The following is a 24,790-nucleotide window of genomic DNA, read 5'->3' as shown; positions in this document are numbered from 1 at the left end:
CTTAGAATCCGGCGAAAATTTTCTTAAAATATTCGAAGAGTGTCAGATGACGGCGGCGACGCTGCGCAGGATCGGCTGCAGCCTGACGATACCGATGTCCTCGCGCTCGAAGCGGCTGCCGACTTTGGTGAGCTTTGCCAGCACCTGCTCGCCCTCCTCCGGGCCGATCGGCGCGATGACCACACCGCCGCTCGACAACTGGTCGAGCAGGAAACGCGGCAGGTTGTCGAAGGCCGCCCAGGCAACGATGCGGTCGAACGGCCCTTCATTCGGCAATCCGTTGGAGCCATCCGCCTGGCGGACGATGACATTGCCGATGCCGAGCGCCTCGAAGCGCTGTTTGGCCTGCTCGGTCAGCGTCTTGTAACGGTCGATGGTGACGATGCGCGACGCCAGCCGCGACATCACCGCCGCCGTGTAGCCAGTCCCGGTGCCGATCTCCAGCACGCGGTTGCCGGGCTCGATGCCAAGCGCCGCGAGCACCGCGGCCTGCAGGTCGGCGCCCTCGATCGCCTCGCCGCATTCGATCGGCAGCATGCCGTCCGACCAGGCGAGCGAATGGAACTGTCCGGACAGGAAGCCACGGCGCGGCGTCGCCTCGAAGGCGGCAATCAGCGGCTTCGGCGCCGACCCCCGGCCGCGCAGGCGCAGCAGGAAGGCGGCAAAACCTTCGCGGTCGTCGACTGAAATCGGCTGGTTCATGCGAGCGCCTTGGTCAGTTGGTCGCGAATTTCATGAGCTGTAAGGTCGAGCTGCAGCGGCGTCACCGACACCAGTCGGTTGCGCATGGCATGGAGATCGGTGCCCTTCTTGCCTTCGACCGGCTCGCGGCCGAAGCGCAGCCAGTAATAAGGCAGGCCGCGCCCGTCGCGGCGCTCGTCCACCCACAGGCTGTGCACCAGCTTGCCCTGCGAGGTTACGACGGTGCCCTCGATCTCGTCGGGCGCGCAATTCGGAAAATTGACGTTGAGCAGCACGCCGTCCGGCAGCGGCATCGCCACCAGCTTTTTCAGCAGCGCCGGCGCCAGCGCCTCGGTCGTCTCGTAGGGAACGACGCGGTCCTCGCCGGCATAGGAATAGGCCTGGCTGACCGCGATCGAGCGCACGCCGAGCAGCGCGCCCTCCATGGCGCCTGCGACGGTGCCTGAATAGGTGACGTCGTCGGCGATGTTGGCGCCGGAATTGACGCCGGACAGGATGAGGTCGGGCATGCCCGGCAGGATCTTCTTGACACCCATGATGACGCAATCGGTCGGCGTGCCGCGCACGGCGTAGTGCTTGTCGCCGATCTTGCGCAGCCGCAGCGGCTCGGAGATCGACAGCGAATGCGCGTAGCCGGATTGATCCTGCTCCGGCGCCACCACCCAGACGTCGTCCGACAGCGTGCGCGCGATGCGTTCGAGCGACGCCAGGCCCTCGGCATGGATGCCGTCGTCATTGGTCAAGAGAATGCGCATTACTTCGATTCGATCTTGGTCAGACCACCCATGTAAGGCCGAAGCGCTTCAGGAATGGTTACGCTGCCATCCTCATTCTGGTAGTTTTCGATGACGGCGATGAGAGCGCGGCCGACAGCGGTGCCCGAACCGTTCAGCGTGTGGACGAAACGGTTGCCCTTGCCGTCCTTGTCCTTGTAGCGGGCATCCATGCGTCGTGCTTGGAAGTCGCCGCAGACCGAGCAGGACGAGATTTCGCGATAGGCGTTCTGGCCGGGCAGCCAGACCTCGATGTCATAGGTCTTGCGCGCGCCGAAGCCCATGTCGCCGGTGCACAGCGTCACCGTGCGGAACGGCAGCTCCAGCCGCTTCAGCACTTCCTCGGCGCAGGCCGTCATCCGTTCGTGCTCGGCGATCGAGCTTTCCTGGTCGGTGATCGAGACCAGTTCCACCTTGTAGAACTGGTGCTGGCGCAGCATGCCGCGGGTGTCGCGCCCGGCCGAGCCCGCTTCCGAGCGGAAGCACGGCGTCAGCGCCGTGTAGCGCAGCGGCAGCTTTTCATGCGCGGTGATTTCTTCGCGCACCAGGTTGGTGAGCGGCACCTCGGCGGTCGGGATCAAGCCCAGCCTGCCGTCGCCATGCGGCGTGAAAAACAGGTCGAGCTCGAACTTCGGCAATTGGTTGGTGCCGAAAAGCACATCGTCCTTGACCATCAGCGGCGGGATGATTTCCTCATAGCCATGCTCGGTCGTGTGCAGATCGAGCATGAACTGGCCGAGCGCGCGCTCCATCCGCGCCAGCTGGCTCTTAAGCACCGTGAAGCGCGAGCCTGACAGCCTTGCCGCCCGCTCGAAATCCATCATGCCCAGCGCTTCGCCGACTTCGAAGTGCTCCTTCACCCAGTTCGGGCGCGCAGGCACCTCGCCGACAATCCGCTTCACCACATTGTCGTGCTCGTCCTTGCCGACCGGAACCTCATCCAGCGGCACGTTGGGCAGCACCGCCAGCGCATCGTTCAGCGCTTTGTCGAGCTCGCGCTCGCGCGCCTCGCCGTTCTGGATGAAGGCCTTGATCTCACCGACTTCGGCCTTGAGCTTCTCGGCCAGGGCTGCATCGCCCGAACGCATGGCGTTGCCGATCTCCTTCGAGGCGGCGTTGCGGCGTTCCTGCTTGACCTGCAGTTCGGTCAGATGCTCGCGCCGCGCCTCGTCGCTGGCGATCAGGCCATCGACGGTGGACTGCGCCTCGGCCGCCGACCACGAGCGCTTGACCAGCGCCTCGGCAAGGGCCTTCGGGTTGTCGCGAATCCATTTGATGTCAAGCATGGTCTGAACGCTCCTGAGCTAAGGCTCGAGGGCGTAAACCGCATCCACGATCGATGCAAGATGGGCCGGGCGGCGGTTACCGTTTTCCGCCGCCGCCGCGTTACGATGCCGCCGGCGCCGAGGGCTCGTCGGGCGTCTTGTCGGCCACGGTCTCGTCTGCCTCCTGCTTCTCGCGCGCCAGACGGTCCCGCTCCTGGCTGCGTTCGATCAGCCGGGCCGACCAGATGGCGACCTCGTAGAGCAGGATGGTCGGGATGGCCAGGCCGATCTGGCTCATCGGATCTGGCGGCGTCAGCACAGCGGCAACGACGAAGGCGATGACGATCGCCCATTTGCGCTTCTCGGCCAGCGCCTTCGACGACAGCATGCCGACCCTGGTCATCAGGCTGGTCACCACCGGCAGCTGGAACACCAGGCCGAAGGAGAAGATCAGCGTCATGATCAGGCTGAGATATTCCGAGACTTTCGGCAGCAGCGATATCTGCACCTGGTCGTTGGTGCCGGTCTGCTGCATGGCGAGGAAGAACCACATCACCATCGGCGTGAAGAAGAAATAGACCAGCGAGGCGCCCATCAGGAACAGGATCGGCGAGGCGATCAGGAACGGCAGGAAGGCGTTGCGCTCGTTCTTGTAGAGGCCGGGCGCGATGAATTTGTAGATCTGCGTGGCGATCAGCGGGAAGGCGATGACCATGCCGCCGAACATGGCGAGCTTGACCTGCGTGAAGAAGAACTCCTGCGGCGCCGTATAGATCAGCTCGACCTTGTGCGGGTCGAGCCCGGCCCACTGCGTCGCCCATTTGAACGGCACGACCAGGAGGTTGAACAGCCGCTTGGCGAAGAAGAAGCAGACGAGGAAAGCGACGAAGAAGCCGCCCAGCGACCAGATCAGCCGCCGGCGCAGCTCGATCAGATGCTCGATCAATGGCGCCGACGATTTCTCGATTTCGTCTCGTTCCTGATCCGTGACGCTCACTTGGCGGCTCCCGCCGTCTTCTTAGGCGCGGGCTTCGTCGCCGGCGCGGACTTCGTCGCCGGCGCCGTCTTCTTGGGCGAGGGCTTCGCCGTCGCCGGCTTCGTCACTGGCGCCGCCTTCACTTCAGACTTATTCGCCGCCTTGCTAGCTGCCGGCTTCGATGTCTTTGCTGGTGCGGCTGGCTTGGCGGCTTTCACTGGCGTCGGCTTTGCCTGCGCCTTTGCAGCCTTCGCCACGGTTGCGGGTGCCTTGGCAGTCTTCGCCGCGGCCGGCTTCTTGGCGTCCACCTTCTGCGGCGCCGCCGTTGCAGCGGCAACTGCCGGCGCCACAACGGCATCGTCGGTCATCGCCGGGAAGATGGGCGCCGCCGGCGTCGCTTCCGGTGCCTCGACGCCAGGCAATACCGTCGCGCCGTTCTTCAGCGGCTCGCTGGCCTGCGGCGTCGAAGCGGCCGGCGTGGCCGGATCGACGGCAGGCTTCGGCTTCATCGCGGCATCGACGCCGGAGCGGACATCGGCCGCCGCCTGTTCGAACGGATTGAGCTGCTTGCGGATCTCGGCGACCGGGCTGAGGCCCCTGAGCTCGTCCACCGACTTCTTGACGTCGTCGAGTTCGGCTTCCTTCAGCGCCTCGTTGAACTGCTTCTGGAAGTCGCCGGCCATGGCGCGCAGCTTTGCCGTCGTGCGGCCGAAGGTGCGCAGCATATTGGGCAAATCCTTCGGCCCGACGACCACGATCATGACGACCGCGATCACCAGCATCTCGGTCCAGCCGACTTCAAACATGGCAATCTGTTCCGACTAGAACCTCGGGCTCAGCTCTTGCTGGCCTTTTCCTTCACCGTCGAAACGGTCTCGTCCGCGCGATGCTCGACGGTGCGCTTGTCGTCGGCGGTGTCGTCGTCGGCCATGCCCTTCTTGAAGCTCTTGATGCCCTTGGCCATGTCGCCCATCAGCTCCGGAATCTTGCCGCGGCCGAACACCAGCAGCACGATCACCAGGACGATCATCCAGTGCCAAATCGAAAACGAACCCATAGCTACTCTCTCTCGAATGTTTTCCCTGGCGATGATCTATGCGCTTTCGCGTTGGGATTCAAACACAACCGCGACAAAGTTTATGACAGCGCGGCGGATGTCACGCATTTTCGGTAATGCCGCCCGCTACCAATCGGCGCATCTACCCTCGCAACGCTGCTTTTGACAGCGGCAGGCGGGTCAATCTTCCGTGACGCGCGGCGTCAGAAGACCGAGTTCCTCGAGGTCGATGTCGGTCAATGCATCCTCGTCCTCGGCCAGCGCGTCAGGGTCGGCCGGCGGCAGCGGCACCGAGAAATTCGACGGCATGCGGGTCGAAAGCAGCCCGGCGCCTTTCAGTTCCTCCATGCCTGGAAGATCACGGATCTCCTCCAGCGCGAAATGGTCGAGGAAGGCGTCCGTCGTACCGTAGGTGACGGGGCGGCCGGGCGTGCGGCGACGGCCGCGCATCCTGATCCATTCCGTCTCCATCAGCGTGTCGAGCGTGCCCTTCGAGGTTTCGACGCCCCTGATGTCCTCGATCTCGGCACGCGTCACCGGCTGGTGGTAGGCGATGATCGCCAGAACCTCGAGCGCCGCGCGGGACAGCTTCCTTTGCTGGACTGTGTCGCGGCTCATCAGGAACGCCAGGTCGCCGGCGGTGCGGAAGGCCCAGGCATCGCCGACACGCACCAGATTGACGCCGCGCCTGGCATAGATCTGCTGCAGGTCGGCCATCGCAGCGGCGATGTTGATGCCGTCGGGCAGACGCGCGGCAAGCTGCTTTTCGCTGACCGGCTCGGCGCTGGCGAAGACGATCGCCTCGGCCATGCGCACGGCTTCCGCCAGAGCGAGCCGCTCGGCCGGATTCTCGACCGAAGCCTGCTCGACCGCAGTTTCCTCGGCCTCGTCCTCGACCTTGAACGGAATGACCGAAGCGTTGGCGCGTTCGCTCATGCTACCACCTCGACTGCCTTTATGCCTTGGGCGCGGCCGCGCAGATAGATCGGCGCGAACACCTGCTCCTGCCGCAAGTCCAATTTGCCTTCACGCACCAGTTCGAGCGTCGCGGCAAAGGAGCTGGCGACCGCCGTGCGCCGCTCTTCCGGAGCGGCGAGATACTCGATCAGGAAACTGTCCAGCGCCGTCCAGTCGCTGAGCGTGCCGACCAGCCTGTTCAGGATGTCGCGCGCATCCTTGAGCGACCACACGCCACGCCTGGCGATCGTCACATTGTTGATCGCCTGCTTCTGGCGCTGCTGCGCATAGGCGGTGAGCAGATCGTAGAGCGAGGCGGAGTACGCGTTGCGCTTCTCGATGATGACCATTTCCGGCATGCCGCGCGCGAACACGTCGCGGCCGAGCCGGTTGCGGTTGACCAGCCTGGCGGATGCATCGCGCATCGCCTCCAGCCGCTTCAGCCGGAACTGCAGCACCGCAGCCAGTTCCTCGCCGCTCTCGCCCTCTTCGCCCGGCTGCTTCGGGATCAGAAGCTTCGACTTCAGGAAGGCCAACCACGCCGCCATCACCAGATAGTCGGCGGCAAGCTCCAGCCTCAGCGCCCTCACCTGCTCGACGAAGGTCAGATACTGCTCGGCCAGCGCTAGGATCGATATGCGCGCCAGATCGACCTTCTGGTTGCGCGCCAGATGCAGGAGCAGATCGAGCGGCCCCTCGAAGCCGGCGACGTCGACGACCAGCGACGGATCGCCGGTGACGCGCGAATCGTCGTTCTCGGCCCACAGACGGTCCATCGGTGCGGCCTTCGCGGCCTTGCTGTCCAATGTTTCCGCCACTGCCCCTGTCTCTTTCCTCTGTCAGGCCACCGCGTCGAAATAGGTGGCAAACTCGGCGCGTATCTCGGTCTCGTTCGCGCGGTCGCGATCCTTTATATAGGTCAGCGCCCGCTCGGCGCGCTCGAGCGGCTTGCCGGTAAGCGCCGTGGTGCGTGACGCAATGCCCGACATTTCCTCGAAAACCCCGTTGCAGTGAAGGACCAGATCGCAGCCCGCCGCAAGGATCGCCGCCGCCTTTGCCGGGAAATCCCCAGAAAGTGCCTTCATCGAGGTGTCGTCGCTCATCAACAGCCCGTCGAAGCCGATCTCGCCGCGGATAATGTCGTTGACCACCTTTGCCGAGGTCGTCGCCGGGCTGTTCGGATCGACGGCGCTGTAGACGACATGCGCCGTCATCGCCATCGGCAATTGGTTGAGCGCCTTGAACGGAGCGAAATCATGGCTGCGCAGCTCGCTGAGCGGCGTATCGACGGTCGGCAGTTCGAAATGCGTGTCGGCGAAGGCCCGCCCGTGCCCCGGAATGTGCTTCATCACCGGCAGCACGCCGCCCGACATCAGTCCCTCGGCGGCGGCGCGGCCAAGCTCGATGACGGGGCCCGGCTCCTTGCCGTAGGCGCGCGCGCCGATGACGTCGCTGGCGCCTTCCACCGGCACGTCGAGCACCGGCAGGCAATCGGCGGTGATGCCATGGCGAAGCAGGTCGAAGGCATGCAGCCGCGCCATCAGCCATGCGGCGCGGCGGCCAGCCTCGCGGTCGTTGCGCCACAGCGCGCCGAGCGCGCCGCCCGCGGGATAGTTCGGCGCCAATGGCGGCCGCAGGCGTTGCACCCGGCCGCCTTCCTGGTCGATGAACACCGGCGCGTCCGCGCGCCCGACGGCGTCGCGCATCGAGGCGACCAGATCGCGGATCTGCTCGGTCTCGCCGACATTGCGGGCAAACAGGATGAACCCCCACGGCCGTTCGCCGCGATAGAAGCGGATTTCCTCGGGGGTGAGCGATTTCCCGGCGCAGCCGAGGATCATGGATTTTGATTCGGTCATGCGTGGAAGCTTAGGGCTTCGCGCGGACAAAGGGAATCTCCCCGCCCAACATGCGGCTGAAGGCCCGATCCCGGTCTACAAAAAACCGGCGCGGCCCTGCGGCCGCGCCGGTTTGGCTGATTGCGACCAGGCTCAGCGCGACACGAAGCAGTTGCCGCCGGCCGCCTTGTAGCTGGTGCACAGGGCGATCGCGTCGTTGCGCGACTGCGCCGGCACGCGGACGCGGTAGAAGGTGCCCTTGCCCGCGATCTCGGCCTTGACGATGTTGGCGGTGCGACCCGACAGCACGCTGCCGTAGCGGCGCTGCAGGTCCTGGTAGGTGGACTGCGCGCTTTCAACCGTCGGCTGCGAGGCGATCTGCATCGACCACGAACCGCCGCCCGCCGCTGCCGCGCTCGGCGATATCGAGGCGACCTGGTCGGGCTTCACCTCGCCGACGACGTCGACCGGCTGGTCGGACGGACGCTGCGGCGCCACCGGAACAGTGGCCGGCGTGTCGGCCGACTGGCTGTGGGTGGTCTGCGTCTTGGCTTCAGCCTTGGCCTCGGGCTTCGGCGCCGCCGGCTTGAGCGGCTGAGCGGCATCGGACTGGTCGGCGCTGGCGACCTGGTCGGTCGGCTGATCGCTTGCCTGATCGGTCGCCGGCGCCACGGTGCCGGTCTGCTCGGCACCGGCCTGCGCCGCGGGGGCGACATGCTGGGGCGCCGGATCGGCCGGTTCGGCGGCAGCGACCTGCGGAGCAGCCTCGGGTGCAGGATCCTCGCGCGCAACCAGCGAGCCATCGGGCTTGACCATCATGGTCCTGACCTTGCGCGGCGCGACGGCGACGACTTCCGGGTTGGTCCCTTTGTCGGCTTCCTGCAGGACCTGGGCTATGCGATCCTCGGATTTCGGCGCCGGCGCCGCATCCGCGCCTGCCTGCGCATCCACGCCCGGCATCGCGGTCGCGGCGGCATTGCCCACATCGTCCATGCCCGGCGCAGCATCGGCGGGCGAAAGATCGACGACGCGGCTCTCCGGCTCCTTGGCTTTCACATCGACCGGCTCTTCGGTGTTGGTGACCAGCTTTTCCTGCACCGGCTCGGCCGGCTTGGTACCCTTGACCACCGCGTCATAGACCTTGTTGTCCTGGTTCGGCACCACCGTGCCGCCCGGATTCTCCGGCTTGACCTTGATCGGCGCGTTGTCGGCCTTGACGATAACCGGCGCCTCGCTGCCGCCCTTGCCGCCAAACGACAAGGCAAAGGCGCCAAGACCACCGGCCAGGGCCACGGCGCCGACGACGGCGGCGATCAGCACGCCACGGCCGCGCGGCCTGGCGGCCTCACGCTCGGCAAGGCCCGGCACCGCCATCTCCTGGTCCAGTTCGGGGTCGTAGTCGAGCTCATCGACCGCGAAATCGTCGGCCTGCGCGAGCGGCCGGCTGCCCGGCAGATCGTCAATATCGAAGCCGCCCGTCGCGGCGGCCTGGGAAACCGGCGCTGAGGCAGCCGGCATTTCAGCCGGCTTCGCCGCCGCATAGGCGCGCGCGTCGCCGTGATCGTGGCCCGGCTTGAACCCGGCGCCGTAGCTGTCGTCCTCATAGGCGGCGGCGCGTGCGGGCGCAGGCGCCACATCGACCGCGTTCATGTCGTTCAGCAGGCCGGCGAACTCGGCGTCGAGATCGTCAAAAGCTGGCGCCGCCGGCCTTTCTTCCTCGAAGTTGAGCTCGGGAATATCGAGATCGTCGGCAAGCGCCACTACGCGCTCCGGCACGTCGATGGTTTCGACGTCGGGCATCTCGTCATAGGCTTGCGGCTGGTCCTGCGGCGCGGGCTCCGGCTCGGCATAGACCGGAGCCTCCTCCACGACCGGCTCCTGCCGGTATGACGGCTCGGCCGAGACCGGCGCCGCCGATGCCGTCGGCTGGGCCGAGAACGTCGCTTGCGCGGCCGCTGCGACCGGTGTCACGCGGCTCCAGGAACGCGCCGGCTCAGGCGGTGCCGAGCGCAGCCAGTCCTGCGAAGGGGAAGCCGACGCCACGGGATGGCTCGGCTCCTGATCGCCCCCGATACCCCTGGCAAAGGCGGCATCGAACGCGTCGTCGTCGAAATCAATGTCGGCGGAGGGCGCTGCATCCTCGCCGGACGCTGGCTCCTGCCCGTCGAGATTCCAATCGAGGTCATCAGCCAGCTGTTGGGGAGCGGGAGTCTCGATCACCGGCTGACGGACGGGCTCGGCTTCCCTGGCGACGGGAACCGGCCGCGCGCTCATGGCGCCGAGGAGAGCGTTGAGTTCGTCCTCGAGGCTCCGCTCTTCGGCGGCGGGCTTCGGCGGCTCGACCGCGACGACGGCGGGCGCAATCGGAGCGATTTCCTCGGCAGCGGCTTCGGCTGTCGGCTGTTGATCCTCGGCGGTCGGCGCATCGTCGATATCAAGCTCGAAATTGTCGTCGAATTCGGGAGCATCGTCATTGGCATCGGTGACGTAAGCGGCCTCGGCAGGCGCTTCGGCAGCCACCGGCTCGTCGACCGGCGCGTGATCGATTTCGAATTCGTCCTCAAAAGCCCGCAGATCGGCATCGTCAGCGGCATAGGCGGCCTCGGCGAGGGCTTCGACGGCCGGCATCTCATCGGCTTCAGCCGGCTCTTCGGCCTGCGTGGCTTCAGCCGGCTCTTCGGCCTGCGCTTCGAAATCCGTGTCGACATCGGCCATCGCCTCGTCGAAATGACCGGAAAAGTCCTCCTCGGGGATCGCCTGGTCGGCAGCCGCCTGCACAGGCGCTGCATATTCGGCAGCAACGGCCGGCGCGGCATGATCCTCCGCAGGGCCATGTCCGTCTAGCGTCAGCTCGTCCTCGAGCGACAGAGAAACCGAATGTTCGAGATCGTCATCGAAAGCGGCTTCGGCCACTGGCGCGGCAGCTTCGACGACGTTGTGGTCGACCGCCTCCACCGCCTCATTGGCGCCCGGGAATTCGCGATCGAGCGACGCGGCAAGCTCGTCGTCCATCGGCAGATCGTCATCGAGCGGCGAGACGTCTTCGAGCGAACTGGCGACCGCCTGGCCGAAATCATCGTCGAAGGCCGCTTCGAATTGCGACTCCGCTTCGACCTGGAGCTCCGCATCGGCCTGCGGCTCGGCGGCCGCTTGCGCCGGGGCGCCGAAGTGATGGTCCGCGATATCGTCGAACACGAAGTCCTGGTCGAGCGACGCCGCAAGCTCGTCGTCCAGCGCAACGGAGGCTGCGGTTTCGAAAGCCGGCTCTGGCGGCTGCGCGACGGCGGCACTTTCCTCGGCGCCGAACTCGCCCATCAGCTCCTTCTCGAGGTCGATGTCGAAATCGCTGCCCGCGGCAGGCTGATTGGCGGGCGCAGCCTTCTGGACAGGCACCTGCGGCTTTACCGGCTGGCGCGGGTCGAAACCCATGATCCTGGTCAGTTCCGCAAACGGATCGTCGTCAGCGATGTCGTTGTGATCGGCTACTTTCAGCGGGGTTCTGTCTGCCATTATTGTTCCCGAACTCGCACACAGTCGGACGCCATGGACGTCGCGCAGGGTTGGCCCTTACCAGCGCAATGTGGGCAAAAGGTGACAGGCTTTTTAGTCAAACCTAACGCATCTCGGTGGGCGCTTCGGCCCCAATCAGCGTCAGGCCGGACGTCAAAACGTCCGAAACAGCCTGCACCAGCCCCAGTCTGGCATACGTCAATTGTCGGTCGTTAACCTTAACAAAACGTAAGTCAGGATTATCCGTCCCCCGGTTCCAGTGCCCATGGAAGCTGGAAGCCAGATCGTAGAGGTAGAATGCCAGCCTGTGCGGCTCCAATGCAAGGGCCGCGGACTCAATCAGCCTTGGATATTCAGCCAGCTTCCGGATCAGGCCGATTTCGCCCTCGTCGGAGAGCGAAGCCACCGACGCCGTCAGCCGATTGCGGTCGAAATTGGCCTCGCCCAACTGCTCGCTCGCCTGCCGGAACACCGAGTGGCAGCGCGCCGAGGCGTATTGCACGTAGAACACCGGATTGTCCTTCGACTGCTCGGTCACCTTGGCGAAGTCGAAATCGAGCGGCGCGTCGTTCTTGCGGTAAAGCATCATGAAGCGGATCGGGTCGCGGCCAACCTCTTCGACGACCTCGCGCAGCGTGACGAAATCGCCGGACCGTTTCGACATGCGGACCGGCTCGCCGTCGCGGAACAGCTTGACCAACTGGCAGAGCAGGACGGTGAGCTTCACCTCGTCGCCGGCGACCGCGCGCGCCAGCGCCTCAAGCCGCTTGACGTAGCCGCCATGGTCGGCTCCCAGCACATAGATCAGGTCGACGAAGCCGCGGTCGACCTTGTCCTTGAGATAGGCGACATCGGCGGCGAAATAGGTGAAGGAGCCGTCCGACTTGACCAGCGCCCGGTCCATGTCGTCGCCGACGGCGGTCGAGCGGAACAAGGTCTGCTCGCGATCTTCCCAGTCGTCCGGCTTCTCGCCCTTGGGCGGCGGCAGCTTGCCCTTGTAGATATGCCCCTTCAGCGTCAGGTCGGCGATTGCCGAGCGGATCTTCCTGGCATTGTCGGCATGCAGCGTGCGCTCGGAGAAGAACACGTCGTGGTGCACGTTGAGCAGCGCCAGATCCTCGCGGATCATCGCCATCATGGCATCGATGGTGCGGTTCTTGACGATGGCGAGCGCCTCGTCTTCCGGCATCTGCAAAAGCTTGCCGCCAAACTCCTTTACCAGCGCCTGGCCGACCGGAATGAGATAGTCGCCCGGATAGAGCCCGGCGGGTATCTCGCCGATCGCCTCGCCGAGCGCCTCGCGATAGCGCAGCAGAGCCGAGCGGCCGAGCACGTCGATCTGCGAGCCGGCGTCGTTGATGACATATTCCTTGGTCACGTCGTAGCCGGCGAAGGCCATCAGATTGGCGAGCGTGTCGCCCACCACCGCGCCCCGGCAATGGCCGACATGCATCGGGCCGGTCGGGTTGGCCGAAACATATTCGACATTGGCCTTGCGGCCGCCGCCGATGGTCGAGCGGCCATAGTTGCGGCCCTCGCCGAGCAGCGCCGCCAGGTGCGCCTGCCAGAACCCATCATGCAGCCTGAGATTGACGAAGCCCGGACCGGCGACATCGGCCGCCGCGACGTCGGCGTCGCCACGCAACGCCTCGGCCAGCCTTTCGGCAAGCGCGCGCGGGTTCTGCCCGGTCGGCTTGGCAAGCACCATCGCGGCGTTGGTGGCGAGATCGCCATGGCTGGCATCGCGCGGCGGCTCGACGGCGATGCGCGACAGGTCGAGCGGCGCGCCATCCTTGTCTTTCAGGTCAAGCGCTTCTACGGCTTTTATGACTCGCGCGTTGAAATCGGCGAAGATGTTCATTGGGTCTGGCTCTGGCGGCTGTGCTAGGGAATCCGGCTCGTTGGCCGGCAAAATCGCGCTCGCCCTAGCTCAAATCGGGCGTGTGGTCAAACAAGCGACGGTGTTCCTTCAGGGCGTAGGTATCGGTCATGCCCGCCAGGAAATCAGCGACGCTGCGCGCCTTGATGCGATCCTGCGCCCTATCGAGGCCTTCGCGCCAGCCGTCGGGCATGGCGCGCGGATCGGCGAAATAGGCATCGAACAGATCCCTGACGATCCCTTCGGCGTCGGCACGCACGCGCATGACCTCGCTGTGCCGGTAAAGATGCTTGTAGAGGAAAGCCTTCAATTCCTTCTCGGTCGCGGCCATGCCGGCGGAGAAGGTCACCATCGTCTCGCCCGCCGCCCGCACGTCGTCGGCGCTTGCCGGCTTCAGGCGCTCGAGATTGGCGTGGGTGGAGGCAATCACGTCCTCGACCATCATGGTGATCTGGCGGCGCATCAGTTCATGGCCGGTGCGCACGGCGTCGAGCGCCGGATAGCGCTCCCGCACGCTCGCCAGGATCGAGCCCGGCAAGGTGACGTCCTCCAGCATGTCCAGCGTCAGGAAGCCAGACCGCAGACCGTCATCGATGTCATGGGTGTTGTAGGCGATGTCGTCGGCGATCGCCGCGCACTGCGCCTCGATGCCGGCAAACCGGTCGAGTTCGAGATCATGCAGCTCCGAATAGTCGCGGATCGCCTGCGGCACGGGGCCCTTCAGCCCCTGCCCTTTGGCATCCACCAGCGGCCCATTGTGCTTGACCAGCCCCTCCAGCGTTTCCCAGGTCAGGTTCAGCCCGTCGAACTCGGCATAACGCCGTTCCAGCCGCGTCACCACGCGCAGCGACTGTGCATTGTGGTCGAAGCCACCCCAGGCAGCCATCTTCTCATTCAACGCCTCCTCGCCGGTATGGCCGAAGGGCGTGTGGCCGAAGTCGTGCACCAGCGCCACGGCTTCGGCCAGATCCTCGTCGCCGCGCAGCGCCCGCGCCAGAGCGCGCGCAATCTGCGCCACCTCGATCGAATGCGTCAGCCTGGTGCGGTAGTGGTCGCCCTCATGCGCGACGAACACCTGCGTCTTGTGCTTCAGGCGGCGGAAGGCGGTCGAATGGATGATGCGGTCGCGGTCGCGCTGGAACGGCGTGCGGGTCGGGCTTTCGGCCTCCTCGAACAGCCGGCCGCGCGAGCGCGCGGGATCGCTGGCATAGGCGGCGCGCGGCCGGTAGCCGAACCCTATGTCGCCGAGAGCATCCTTGCCCTGCCGCACGTCCATTCACCCACCAGTTGACTTGGCCCCGCCCGCTTCATACCTATCATATGAAACCGAAAGCAAGGTGACGCCATGGGCGCCGATGCCAAGACTGCCATGAAGGTCGAGATGACCGACGCCGCCGCCAAGCGGATCGCCAGGATTGTGTCCGGCGAGCCGGGCAAGACGGCGCTGCGCGTCTCGGTCGAAGGCGGCGGCTGCTCCGGCTTTTCCTACAAGTTCGACCTCGTCGACACGCGCAACGACGACGACGTCGCCATCGAGAAGGACGGCGCCACCGTGCTGATCGACGACCTGTCGCTGGTCTATATGGGCGGCTCGGTGATCGACTTCGTCGACGACCTGATGGGCCAGTCGTTCCAGATCAGGAACCCCAATGCCGTCGCCTCCTGTGGCTGCGGCACCAGTTTTTCTGTTTAGCTGAAATCGGATGCCTGCCGTCGGCGCGGTTCGTCAGGTCGCGCTCTCGGCCGGCCGCGATCTCGACGTCACGCTCGCCTTCTGGCGTGACGTGCTCGGCATGCGCGTGCATGCGCGCTACGATCCGCCGGGCATCGCCTTCATCATGGCCGGCGATGTGCGCCTGTTCTTCACCGACGGCGTGCCGGCAGGCATCGTCTATCTCGACATTACCGGCCTCGAAGCCTTCCATGCGCAGGCGAAGGCCGCGGGCATTCCCTTCACCGCGCCGCCGGCACTCGTCCATCGCGACACCGAAGGCCAGTTCGGTCCGGCGGGGGAAAGCGAGTGGATGGCCTTCCTAAAGGACCCGGCAGGCAATACGATCGGCCTCGTCGAACGCCTCCCGTCCGAAGATCCCAAGGGCAATCCATGAAAATCGTCACCTGGAACATCAACGGCGTTCGCGCCCGCATCGGCAACCTCACCCACTGGCTGACCGAAAGCGCGCCCGACATCGTCTGCCTGCAGGAGATCAAATCGGTCGACGAACAGTTCCCGCGCGCCGAGGTCGAGGCGCTCGGCTACAATGTCGAGACCCATGGCCAGAAGGGCTTCAACGGCGTCGCCCTCCTGTCCAAGCTGCGCTTCGACGAAGTTATCAAGGGCCTGCCCGGCGATGACGAGGACGAGCAGGCGCGCTTCATCGAGGGCGTGTTCTCGACCGACAGGGGCGCGCTGCGCGTCGCCTCGCTCTATCTGCCGAACGGCAATCCGATCGATGACGAGAAGAAGTTCTCCTACAAGCTGTCGTGGATGGCGCGGCTGGAGAAGTGGGCGCAGGAGCGGCTGCGGCTCGAGGAGGCGCTGGTGCTGGCCGGCGACTACAACGTCATCCCCGAAGCCGCCGACGCCCGGTTCCCGGAGAACTGGCTGCGCGACGCGCTGTTCCAGCCGCAGACGCGGCAGGCCTTCCGCCGGCTGAAGAACCTCGGCTTCACCGAAGCGGTGCGCGCCGTCACCGATTCGTCCGATGTCTACACGTTCTGGGACTATCAGGCCGGCGCCTGGCAGAAGAACAACGGCATCCGCATCGACCACTTGCTTTTGTCGCCCGAAGCCGCCAACCGTTTTTCCTCGGCCTCGGTCGAAAAGCATGTCCGCGCCTGGGAGAAGCCATCGGACCATGTGCCGGTGGCGATCGAGCTGGCGCTGCAGCCCGCCTGAGGGCTACTCACGCAAATCTCCGCAAAACCCTGATATCGCCACAAATTGCGCGTTTGATGCGACTTGCTGCGGGGGTTCGATGGCGATCCGGTTTGTTCTTTGCTCGGCTGGCCTTGTGTTGGCGTTGATCGCGCCGGCAACGGTGCTTGCCGCCCAGGCATGCCTTGCCAACGGCAAATCGTTCAAGATTGGTGAGACCGCCTGCCTGACGATTGCCGGCGAAAGCCACCTTGCCCGCTGCGACATGGTGCTCAACAACACCTCGTGGACCAAGATCCATGACGACTGCCCGGGCACGACCCCGCCGGTCATGACCACGCCGATCTCGACGCCCGCGCCAAGCATGGTGCCGACGGAACCGACCGAGAACTGATTTACCTGGAGTGACTTGGCAGCGGCGCGGCTTACTGGTCGCCGCCCCCCTTCGTCAGGATGTCGTCGGCGAGCGAGATGGCCGTGCGGCGGTCGGCTTCGCCGGCGGCGGCGAAGGCCTCTTCCTGCATGCTGCGGATCCACGGCTGGTCGGCCGGTGCAGCACGTTCGAGTGCGGCCGTCATCATCGCCAGGCCGCGCACCACCTTGCCGCTCTGGAACAGGAGGTTGCCGAGCGTCGCCTGCGCGCCGGCATGGCCCTTCTCGGCCGCCAGTTGGAGCCAGCGCCCGGCCTGCTTGACGCTTGCCTTGACGCCGCCCTCGCCTTTCAGGAACATCTGCCCGATCTCGAACTGGGCGTTCGGATTGCGGTAGTTGGCGGCGGCGCGCATGTAGTATTCCTGCGCGGCCACCTCGTTCTCGGTGACCGGGCTGCCGGGTATGCCCTTGCGCAGATAGTCGCCGAGCGCCACCAGCGCGTCGGAGACATAGCTCTCCTCCGGCGATCCCGGCTCGACGTCCTGATCGACGATCTCCGAGAAGAACTTGAAGGCCGCGTAGTCGTCGCGCGCCACGCCGTCGCCTTCGGCATACATGCGCGCAAGCTTCCAGGTGGCGCCGATCTGGCCGTTCTCGGCGGCATATTTGTAGGCCTCGACCGCCTGGTCCTTGTGGCCGTTCTTGTAGGCGGAAAAGCCGAACTGGAATACCGCCCACGGGCTGGACTGCGGCTTCACGCCGGTCTTGTCGTCGAACACCTTGTCGTCGAAGGCCACGGCCTGGCCCACGGCGCCGAAGGTCGCGCCAAAAGTGGCGAACACGACCAGTGCCGAAAAGACAGACGACCTCAACACCTCAGATATCCGCATAGCAATGTGTTTCTTTCGCACCGCCCGGATGGGTCACCGCGCCGTCGCGGGCCGATCCGACCGTCTGCGCATATTTCCAGATCGCGCCCGACTGATAGTCGGTCTTGCGCGCCTTCCACGTCTTCTTCCTCGCCGCCAGTTCGGCGTCGGACAGCGCCACCTCGATCGTGCCGTTGACCGCATCGATCGAGATCACGTCACCGTCCCTGATGAGCCCGATCGGGCCGCCGACAGCCGCCTCCGGCCCGACATGGCCGATGCAGAAGCCGCGCGTCGCGCCCGAGAACCGTCCGTCGGTGATCAGCGCCACCTTGCCACCCATGCCCTGGCCGTAGAGAGCCGCCGTCGTCGACAGCATTTCCCGCATGCCCGGACCGCCGCGCGGACCCTCGTAGCGGATGACGAGAACCTCGCCCTCCTTGTAATTGCGCTGCGTGACCGCTTCGAAGCACTCCTCTTCCGAATCGAAGCAACGCGCCGGACCCGAGAATTTCAGTTCCGACATGCCCGCGACCTTTACGATCGCGCCTTCGGGGGCAAGGTTGCCCTTCAAACCCACGACACCGCCTGTCTTGGTGATTGGCCGGTTGGCGGGACGGACCACATCCTGGCTGTCATTCCAGGCAACATGCTGCATGTTTTCGGCCAAAGTACGGCCGGTCACCGTCATGCAATCGCCGTGCAGATAGCCATGGTCGAGCAGCGTCTTCATCAGCAGCGGAATGCCGCCGGCCTCGAACATGTCCTTGGCGACATATTTGCCGCCGGGCTTGAGATCGGCGATGTAAGGCGTCTTCTCGAAGATCGCGGCGACGTCGAAGAGGTCGAACTTGATCCCGGCCTCATGCGCGATCGCCGGCAGGTGCAGCGCGGCATTGGTCGAGCCGCCGGTGGCGGACACCACGGTCGCGGCGTTCTCCAGCGACTTCAGCGTGACGATGTCGCGGGGCCGGATGTTCTTTGCGATCAGCTCCACGACCTTTTCGCCGGAGGCGTAGTTGAAGCGGTCGCGCATCTCGTAGGGTGCCGGCGCGCCGCAGGAATAGGGCAGCGCCAGGCCGATCGCCTCGGCGACGGTGGCCATCGTATTGGCGGTGAACTGGGCACCGCAGGAGCCGGCCGACGGACAGGCGGCCTGCTCGATCTCGAGCAGCTCTTCATCGCTGATCGTGCCGACCGAATGCTGGCCGACCGCCTCGAAGACGTCCTGCACGGTGATCTGCCGGCCGCGATAGCTGCCGGGAAGGATCGAGCCGCCATAGATGAAGATAGACGGCACGTTGAGGCGCACCATGGCCATCATCATGCCGGGCAGCGACTTGTCGCAACCGGCAAGACCGACCAGCGCGTCGTAGCAATGGCCGCGCATGGTGAGTTCGACGGAATCGGCGATCACCTCGCGCGACACCAGCGACGATTTCATGCCCTGGTGGCCCATGGCGATGCCGTCGGTGACGGTGATGGTGCAGAATTCGCGCGGCGTGCCGTTGGCGGCAGCGACCCCCTTCTTCACCACCTGCGCCTGGCGCATCAGCGAAATGTTGCAAGGTGCCGCCTCGTTCCAGCAGCTGGCGACGCCGACCAAAGGCTGCGCGATCTCGGCCGCCGACAATCCCATGGCGTAGAGGTACGAGCGATGCGGCGCGCGCGCCGGACCGACGGTCACGTAGCGGCTGGGCAGCTTGGCCTTGGAGATAACTCTGGCGTCCATACTCGTCCTTGCCGCGGGCGGTGCGGCCTGCCCCATCGCCGAGCCTTTTGGCGCGTGTCCCGAGACCATTCGAGGTGCGCCGGGTTTATGGCGGGAAATGGGCAATCCCCCTGGCCGGAACTGTAGCGCTGGGGTTGTTCATAAAGTGTTGCTAAAACATCACAATTGTGGAGGGGCGGCAATTGTGCGGCTTATCTGCAACGCAGGCAGCTACGGGCGTGGTCAGTTACTGTCTAGGCAACGAAAAAGGCCGGGCATTGCCCGGCCCTTTAGTCGAATTTTCAGATACTTAGAACTTGATCTTGACGCCGCCCGAGATCGCCGTGACCAGATCGTTGCCGAAGTCGTAGCTGGCGTCGGTGCCCGCCACATAGCCGTTCTCACCGGCCAGCGTGCCCGAATGGCCGCTGGTCATGACACCGATCGCGCCGGCCAGACGAACCTCGATGTTCGGCTTTGGCGTGTAGGCAACGCCGCCGCCCAATGTCCAGGTATCGGTCTGCGAGCCGTAGCCATGCGAAGTGCCGCGATCCCAGGAAAGCTGACCGGCTGCGGCCCACTCATCGTTGAACTTGTGGCCGATGCCACCCGTTACCGTCCAGCCATCCCGATACATCAGGTCAAGTGAGGTCACTTGTCCCGGACCATTCGTGAAGCAAAGTGCAGCTGGAGCCAAGGTCGGGCAAATCGGAACACTTTGCAGCACGCTCCAGTTCACCCACTTGATCGACCCGAAAGCCAGCCAGCCGGGCGCGATGCCCGACTGCAGTTTCAGTTCCAGCGAATCCGGCATCGACTGCGTTGGCGAGTAGATCGCCGTAGAACCCAGGGGAGTCGTCAGCGAACCAGAGATGTTGTCGAGCTTGACCTGCGAATTATAGACAAGGCTAGCACGCAACGCGATGTCCGGAATTTCGTATGCGAGCCCGGCTCGCCAGCCCCAACCGCTGCTCGACAGATCGACACGTCCGGTCGCTATAGGGAACAGCGACACCAGCCCTTCCTTGAAGCCATACACTTCCTGATAAAAGACGCCGCCAATGAAACGGAGTTGGCCTTTTCCGGCATCCATCTTATAGGAACAGGTGGCCGCGTAGTTGTCGCTCTTGATATCGGTTTCGATATTGGAGATCGCGCCGTTCCACATGCCAGGTGCTACATGTGCGCCCCAAGGCTGCGAATAGTCGACCATACAGTCCACGCCTTGCACAACCTGGACCTTGGCTCCGATCCGCGGGACCCAGTATGGCTCCGCTCCATCGGCCGTGGTACCCAGGCCGAGATCGGCCCCACCAGGACCGCGCGCATTCTTGTATTTGCGGTCGGGCATCACATAGGTCGCTTCGGCCTCAGTGGCGAACGGTGCCGGATCGAACAGGAGATCGATGTCGTAGCCGCCCCGCTCCAGGCCGCCAGCACGCGCCGGATGCATCGCAGATCCGATCAGAGCCAGCGAAAAGCACCCCGCCCCCAGCAGTGCTTTCAAACGCAAATTGTTCATGGATGTCCTCCCCGAAATACTAGTGGATCAAGCTAGAACCAATTCGGGTTAACGGCGCAACAATGAATTCAGGAGGCGTACATGTACACCTTGGTTGGCCGCCTTTCGGGCGGACCGGCCTATGCCGCCGCCTAGCCGAAAAATGGCTTTGCCGGGGCAACTCGGCGGAAAAATCTGTGAAACCTGTCACAAAAAGCTCAAAAACAAGGCCTTTCGGGGCTATTTGGCCCCATTGTTACATTATGGCAACAATGGGGCTAAAACTTTCCGTTTACGTCAAAATTAACCCAACGGCATGGCCGTTTTCGAGGCAATTGACCTACCGGAAACCTGCCTCCAAGTAGAGGCGAATCTTGACTTCAGCCGGCGTCGCGGACCCGCGTCAACGCCACCGAAAGCTTCTCCTGCGCCTCGCGGTATTCGGCCAGTTTTTCGCGTTCGGCCTCGACCACTTCTTCCGGCGCATTGGCGACGAATTTCTCGTTCGACAGCTTCTTGTGCAGGCGGGCGATCTCCTCGGTCACCTTGGCCAGTTCCTTCTGCAGCCGCGCCGCTTCCGCCGCGAGGTCGATCAGGCTGCCGAGCGGCAGGCACACCGTCGCCTCGTTGAGCACCATCTGCGCCGAGCCCTTCGGCGGCGCGTCGACCAGCGCGATGTCGCCGACGCGCGCCAGCCGCTTGATGGCCTGGGCGTGGCGCTCCAGCCGCTCTTGCGTCAGCGTGTTGGCGCCGATCACCATCAACGGCGCGATCGCCGCCGGCGGCACGTTCATTTCCGAGCGCACCGAGCGGATGCCGGAGACGAGATCGACCAGCCAGTTGATGTCGGCGGCCGCGTCCGCGTCCTCGAAGTCCGGCGACGGCCAGGCGGCGTGGCAAAGCAGCGAAGCGCGCTCCTGGCCCTCGCCGGCGGTCTGCGCCCACAGCTCCTCGGTCATGAACGGCATCATCGGATGCAACAGCTTGTAGATCTCGTCGAGCACGAAGGCGACGCAGGCGCGGCTCTCAGCCTTGGCCGCCTCGTCCGTGCCCATGAATACAGGCTTCAGGAGTTCCAGGTACCAGTCGCAGAACAGATTCCAGACGAACCGGTAGGCGGCACCCGCCGCCTCGTTGAAGCGGTATGAGGAAATACCGTCGGTGATGTCGCGCGCCGCCCGCGTCAGCTCGGTGAGGATCCAGCGGTTGACCGCGAGCTTGGCGTCGTTCAGCCAGAAATCGTCATTGCGGGCCACCTCGTTCATCTCGGCGAAGCGCGTCGCGTTCCAGAGCTTGGTGCCGAAATTGCGGTAGCCGGCGATGCGCGCCGGATCGAGCTTCACGTCGCGCCCCTGCGCGGCCATCACGGCAAGCGTGAAGCGCAGCGCATCGGCGCCGTATTCGTCGATGAGCTCGAGCGGATCGATGACGTTGCCTTTCGACTTCGACATCTTCTGCCCGTTCTTGTCGCGCACCAGCGCATGGACATAGACCGTGTGGAACGGCTCCTCGTCCATGAAATGCAGGCCCATCATCATCATCCGGGCGACCCAGAAGAAGATGATGTCGAAGCCGGTGACCAGCACGTCGGTCTGGTAGTAGGTCTTGAGCTCCGGCGTCTGGTCCGGCCAGCCCAGCGTCGAGAACGGCCACAGCGCGGACGAGAACCAGGTGTCGAGCACGTCCTCGTCGCGGCTCAGGATCTCGCCCGGTTTGAAATTCTCGAGCTTGTCCTCGACCCATGCCTTCCACGGCCCCTCCAGCGCCAGGTAGTATTCGATCGCTGCGGCCAGCGCCTCTTCCTCGGTCTTCTCGACGAAGACGCGCCCATCCGGCCCGTACCAGGCCGGTATCTGGTGGCCCCACCAGAGCTGGCGCGAGATGCACCAGGGCTGGATGTTTTCCATCCAGTCGAAGTAGGTCTTTTCCCAGTTCTTCGGCACGAAGTTGGTGCGGCCCTCGCGCACCGAGGCGATCGCCGGCTTCGCCAGTTCGATCGTGTTGACATACCACTGGTCGGTCAGGAACGGCTCGATCGGCACGCCGCCGCGGTCGCCATGCGGCACCGTATGGCGATGCGCCTCGATCTTGTCGAGGAAGCCGCCGGCCTCCATCAGCTCGACGATCCTCTTGCGCGCGGCGAAGCGGTCGAGGCCATTGAGCTCGTCCCAGACGGCCTGGCGTTCCGGCGTCACTTCGAGGCCGGCGAGGAAATCCTCATTGTCCTTGAGGGTTATCGCCGCCTCGACGGTGAGGATGTTGATCGCCGGCAGCTTGTGGCGCTTGCCGACCTCGAAGTCGTTGAAGTCGTGCGCCGGCGTGATCTTGACCGCGCCCGAGCCCTTATCCGGATCGGAATATTCGTCCGCCACGACGGGGATCCTGCGGCCGACGATCGGCAGGATGACGTTCTTGCCGACCAGATGACGGAAGCGTTCGTCGTCCGGGTGCACCGCCACCGCCGTATCGCCAAGCATCGTCTCGGGACGCGTCGTCGCGACCGTGATGAACGTCTTGGGGTCTTCCGGGTCGAAGACAGCCCCCTCGACCGGATAGCGGAAGTGCCAGAGATTGCCGTTGACCTCGTGTTGCTCGACCTCCAGGTCGGAGATCGCGGTGAGGAGCTTCGGGTCCCAGTTCACAAGGCGCTTGTCCTTGTAGATCAGCCCTTCCTTGTAGAGCGTCACGAACACTTCCAACACCGCCCTGGACAGGCCCTCGTCCATTGTGAAGCGCTCTCGGCTCCAGTCGGCCGAGGCGCCGAGCCGCTTCAGCTGATTGAAGATCGCGCCGCCGGATTGGGCCTTCCATTCCCAGACCTTCTCGATGAAATCCTCGCGCGAAAGATCGCGGCGGTGGATCTGCTTTTCCATCAGCTGGCGCTCGACCACCATCTGCGTGGCGATGCCGGCATGGTCCATGCCCGGTTGCCACAGCACGTTCTTGCCGCGCATGCGCTCGAAGCGCACCAGTATGTCCTGCAGCGTGTTGTTGAGCGCATGGCCCATATGCAGCGAGCCGGTGACGTTCGGCGGCGGGATGACGATGGTAAAGGCCTCCGCCCCCTCCTCCGCGCCTGCGCCGGCGCGGAAGGCATCGGCCTCTTCCCAGATTTTGGCGATCTTGGGCTCGACGGTTTTGGCGTCGTAAGTTTTTTCGAGCATGGGGAGCGGTCCGGGCTGTCGGGATTTGTTGGGTCCGGTGTAAATCGGAAGGCTGTGGGCAAGTCAACCGCAGGCGCGTGGCCGACGGCACTGCTGCTAGATAGTGGCAGGACAGATCAAGGCAACTCCCGGAGCCGAGCAGCGGCGTGGCTCTTGGGCCCCGGACGGCACCCCCCGTAGCTTGGCCACGCTGCTGTAGGGCGCATCGGCTGTTGCCCGGAGGGGCATTGCCCGCCTACGCCATCTCAACCCCGTAACGCGCCCATGCCAACGCTCGAACACCACAAGATACGCGATCAAGCCGTTGTTTCTTGAATACCAGGCGCCAGATTTCATCAGACGCTGCGGACGGAGCCATGGGGTGCCCGCACGTTCATCGTCAGCGATCCCGACGGCAACCTGATCTGCTTCGCCACCGGCTGAGCAACGGCAAAAAAGCGCCGCCCGAAGGCGGCGCTTTCATTTTGTTTGACCTGATCTACGAAAGCTACTACGCGCCGCGCGCGACGCGCTCGATTTCCTCGCGCACCAGCCGCTCGACCAGCGTCGGCAGATTGTTGTCCAGCCAGTCCTGCAGCATTGGCCGCAGCATCTCCTCGGCCATCTCGTCGAAGCTTTTCTTGCTGCGGCTGGCAAAGGCATCGGAAAGCTCGCCAAAGGCGGCGGCGACCTGGCGGCCGACATGCTCTGAAAGGATCGCTGCGCGGACGGGCGGCGCCTCTGCCGCGGGCTGCGGCGCCGTCGCAACATGCGCGGCGGCCGGCTCGTAACCGGCTTCGTCCGCCAGCTCGTCCTCTTCTATCTCGAGCTCAGGTTCAACTGCCGGCGCGCGCGGCTCGACCCGCTCCGGCCTGCTCACAGCCTTCGCCGTCTCGCCGACGGCGGCGATCTCGCGCCGCCAGTCGGCAACGATCGTATCGCTGGTTTCGACAACTTTCTCCGGTGCGGCTGGGCCCGGCTCGGCGGCGATCCTGGCGCTCACTTCGGCGAGCGTCGCCGGCGCCTTCAGCTCGACCGCCGGAGCGGCATCCACGCGCGTATGCGTTTCCATGCGGGCGATGACCGGTTCGGCCGCCAGGTGCGCCTGCACCTCCGCCAGCGAGACCGGCTTGCGGGCTTCGGTCCCGGCATTGAGTTCGGCACGGAAGGCATCCACATCCGGAGCCGGCACGACCGCCGCCGGCGCGGGCTGGAGATCCTGGCGCAATTCGTTCGCGTCACCCGGCTGCTTGCGCCCGGTGTCGCTGTCTTCGATGATCCTCCTGATGGAAGCGAGTATCTCTTCCATGGAAGGTTCGCGCTGCGCGCTGCTTGCCGTCGCCATTGTCACATCCGCCG

22 protein-coding genes are annotated in these 24,790 nt (G+C 64.9%); 5 read left to right on the top strand and 17 right to left on the bottom strand.

Features of this window, described 5'->3' with window-relative positions; genetic code table 11:
- Positions 1-42 precede the first annotated feature (42 nt).
- The 12 genes from PU724_RS11710 to PU724_RS11655 all read right to left on the bottom strand — a co-directional run bounded on the left by PU724_RS11710 (position 43) and on the right by PU724_RS11655 (position 14,233).
- A complete protein-coding gene (locus PU724_RS11710; RefSeq protein ID WP_127311166.1) occupies positions 43-702 on the bottom strand; it encodes a protein-L-isoaspartate(D-aspartate) O-methyltransferase in 660 nt (219 codons plus the stop codon).
- Entirely contained in the window at positions 699-1,457 is a 759-nt protein-coding gene (gene surE, locus PU724_RS11705; RefSeq protein ID WP_126054204.1) for a 5'/3'-nucleotidase SurE, read from the bottom strand. Before surE ends, PU724_RS11710 begins: the two co-directional genes overlap by 4 nt.
- Positions 1,457-2,761 carry a serine--tRNA ligase gene (gene serS / locus PU724_RS11700; RefSeq protein WP_292557003.1) on the bottom strand — a complete coding sequence of 435 codons (1,305 nt, stop codon included), beginning with the start codon at positions 2,759-2,761 and terminating at the stop codon, positions 1,457-1,459. The genes surE and serS overlap by 1 nt, the downstream gene beginning before the upstream one ends.
- A 100-nt stretch (positions 2,762-2,861) precedes the next feature.
- Complete coding sequence (gene tatC, locus PU724_RS11695; protein WP_127285296.1) at positions 2,862-3,737, bottom strand: twin-arginine translocase subunit TatC; 876 nt, start codon at positions 3,735-3,737, stop codon at positions 2,862-2,864.
- Positions 3,734-4,522: a Sec-independent protein translocase protein TatB gene (gene tatB / locus PU724_RS11690; protein WP_128275374.1), complete on the bottom strand. Its 789-nt coding sequence runs from the start codon at positions 4,520-4,522 to the stop codon at positions 3,734-3,736. Before tatB ends, tatC begins: the two co-directional genes overlap by 4 nt.
- Positions 4,523-4,551: 29 nt before the next feature.
- A complete protein-coding gene (locus PU724_RS11685; protein WP_127286570.1) occupies positions 4,552-4,773 on the bottom strand; it encodes a twin-arginine translocase TatA/TatE family subunit in 222 nt (73 codons plus the stop codon).
- A gap of 180 nt (positions 4,774-4,953) precedes the next feature.
- Positions 4,954-5,709 carry an SMC-Scp complex subunit ScpB gene (gene scpB, locus PU724_RS11680; RefSeq protein ID WP_127286569.1) on the bottom strand — a complete coding sequence of 252 codons (756 nt, stop codon included), beginning with the start codon at positions 5,707-5,709 and terminating at the stop codon, positions 4,954-4,956.
- Entirely contained in the window at positions 5,706-6,506 is an 801-nt protein-coding gene (locus tag PU724_RS11675; protein ID WP_127286573.1) for a segregation and condensation protein A, read from the bottom strand. Before PU724_RS11675 ends, scpB begins: the two co-directional genes overlap by 4 nt.
- A gap of 63 nt (positions 6,507-6,569) precedes the next feature.
- Complete coding sequence (gene nagZ / locus PU724_RS11670) at positions 6,570-7,589, bottom strand: beta-N-acetylhexosaminidase (protein WP_354422121.1); 1,020 nt, start codon at positions 7,587-7,589, stop codon at positions 6,570-6,572.
- A gap of 132 nt (positions 7,590-7,721) precedes the next feature.
- Complete coding sequence (locus PU724_RS11665; RefSeq protein WP_354422122.1) at positions 7,722-11,078, bottom strand: SPOR domain-containing protein; 3,357 nt, start codon at positions 11,076-11,078, stop codon at positions 7,722-7,724.
- Between the two features lie 103 nt (positions 11,079-11,181).
- Positions 11,182-12,939, bottom strand: coding sequence for an arginine--tRNA ligase (argS, locus tag PU724_RS11660; protein ID WP_127283788.1), 1,758 nt, complete (start codon positions 12,937-12,939; stop codon positions 11,182-11,184).
- Positions 12,940-13,003: 64 nt separating this feature from the next.
- Positions 13,004-14,233, bottom strand: a complete 1,230-nt coding sequence (locus tag PU724_RS11655; protein WP_354422125.1) for a deoxyguanosinetriphosphate triphosphohydrolase — start codon at positions 14,231-14,233, stop codon at positions 13,004-13,006.
- Between the two features lie 69 nt (positions 14,234-14,302).
- On the opposite strand from PU724_RS11655, the gene erpA reads away from it, so the two are divergent.
- The 4 genes from erpA to PU724_RS11635 all read left to right on the top strand — a co-directional run bounded on the left by erpA (position 14,303) and on the right by PU724_RS11635 (position 16,229).
- Positions 14,303-14,650, top strand: a complete 348-nt coding sequence (gene erpA, locus PU724_RS11650; RefSeq protein WP_126054194.1) for an iron-sulfur cluster insertion protein ErpA — start codon at positions 14,303-14,305, stop codon at positions 14,648-14,650.
- Positions 14,651-14,660: 10 nt separating this feature from the next.
- The gene (locus PU724_RS11645) at positions 14,661-15,065 is read left to right on the top strand and encodes a VOC family protein (protein ID WP_354422127.1); all 405 of its coding nucleotides are present in this window, start codon (positions 14,661-14,663) and stop codon (positions 15,063-15,065) included.
- Positions 15,062-15,856 carry an exodeoxyribonuclease III gene (xth, locus tag PU724_RS11640; protein WP_354422129.1) on the top strand — a complete coding sequence of 265 codons (795 nt, stop codon included), beginning with the start codon at positions 15,062-15,064 and terminating at the stop codon, positions 15,854-15,856. Before PU724_RS11645 ends, xth begins: the two co-directional genes overlap by 4 nt.
- 79 nt (positions 15,857-15,935) lie before the next feature.
- A complete protein-coding gene (locus PU724_RS11635) occupies positions 15,936-16,229 on the top strand; it encodes a hypothetical protein (protein WP_354422130.1) in 294 nt (97 codons plus the stop codon).
- A gap of 31 nt (positions 16,230-16,260) precedes the next feature.
- Here the strand turns inward: PU724_RS11635 and PU724_RS11630 are convergent, their stop codons facing one another.
- The 4 genes from PU724_RS11630 to PU724_RS11615 form a co-directional block, all read right to left on the bottom strand.
- Positions 16,261-17,097: a tetratricopeptide repeat protein gene (locus PU724_RS11630; protein ID WP_127283793.1), complete on the bottom strand. Its 837-nt coding sequence runs from the start codon at positions 17,095-17,097 to the stop codon at positions 16,261-16,263.
- A complete protein-coding gene (gene ilvD / locus PU724_RS11625) occupies positions 17,084-18,808 on the bottom strand; it encodes a dihydroxy-acid dehydratase (protein ID WP_354422132.1) in 1,725 nt (574 codons plus the stop codon). The genes PU724_RS11630 and ilvD overlap by 14 nt, the downstream gene beginning before the upstream one ends.
- Before the next feature lie 289 nt (positions 18,809-19,097).
- Entirely contained in the window at positions 19,098-20,309 is a 1,212-nt protein-coding gene (locus PU724_RS11620; RefSeq protein WP_128275340.1) for an OmpP1/FadL family transporter, read from the bottom strand.
- 359 nt (positions 20,310-20,668) lie between these two features.
- Entirely contained in the window at positions 20,669-23,452 is a 2,784-nt protein-coding gene (locus PU724_RS11615) for a valine--tRNA ligase (protein ID WP_354422134.1), read from the bottom strand.
- Between the two features lie 315 nt (positions 23,453-23,767).
- On the opposite strand from PU724_RS11615, the gene PU724_RS11610 reads away from it, so the two are divergent.
- Positions 23,768-23,875 (top strand): VOC family protein, encoded by a 108-nt coding sequence (locus PU724_RS11610; protein WP_407045994.1) that lies wholly within the window; start codon positions 23,768-23,770, stop codon positions 23,873-23,875.
- Positions 23,876-23,942: 67 nt separating this feature from the next.
- On the opposite strand, the gene PU724_RS11605 is transcribed toward PU724_RS11610, so the two are convergent.
- A complete protein-coding gene (locus tag PU724_RS11605; protein WP_354422136.1) occupies positions 23,943-24,776 on the bottom strand; it encodes a PopZ family protein in 834 nt (277 codons plus the stop codon).
- Positions 24,777-24,790 lie beyond the last annotated feature (14 nt).

Source organism: Mesorhizobium abyssinicae (genome assembly GCF_049887195.1).
In the GTDB taxonomy this organism is placed as follows: domain Bacteria; phylum Pseudomonadota; class Alphaproteobacteria; order Rhizobiales; family Rhizobiaceae; genus Mesorhizobium; species Mesorhizobium abyssinicae.
Note: the sequence above shows the minus strand (reverse complement) of the source record. Positions and strands in the feature narration are given on the sequence as shown.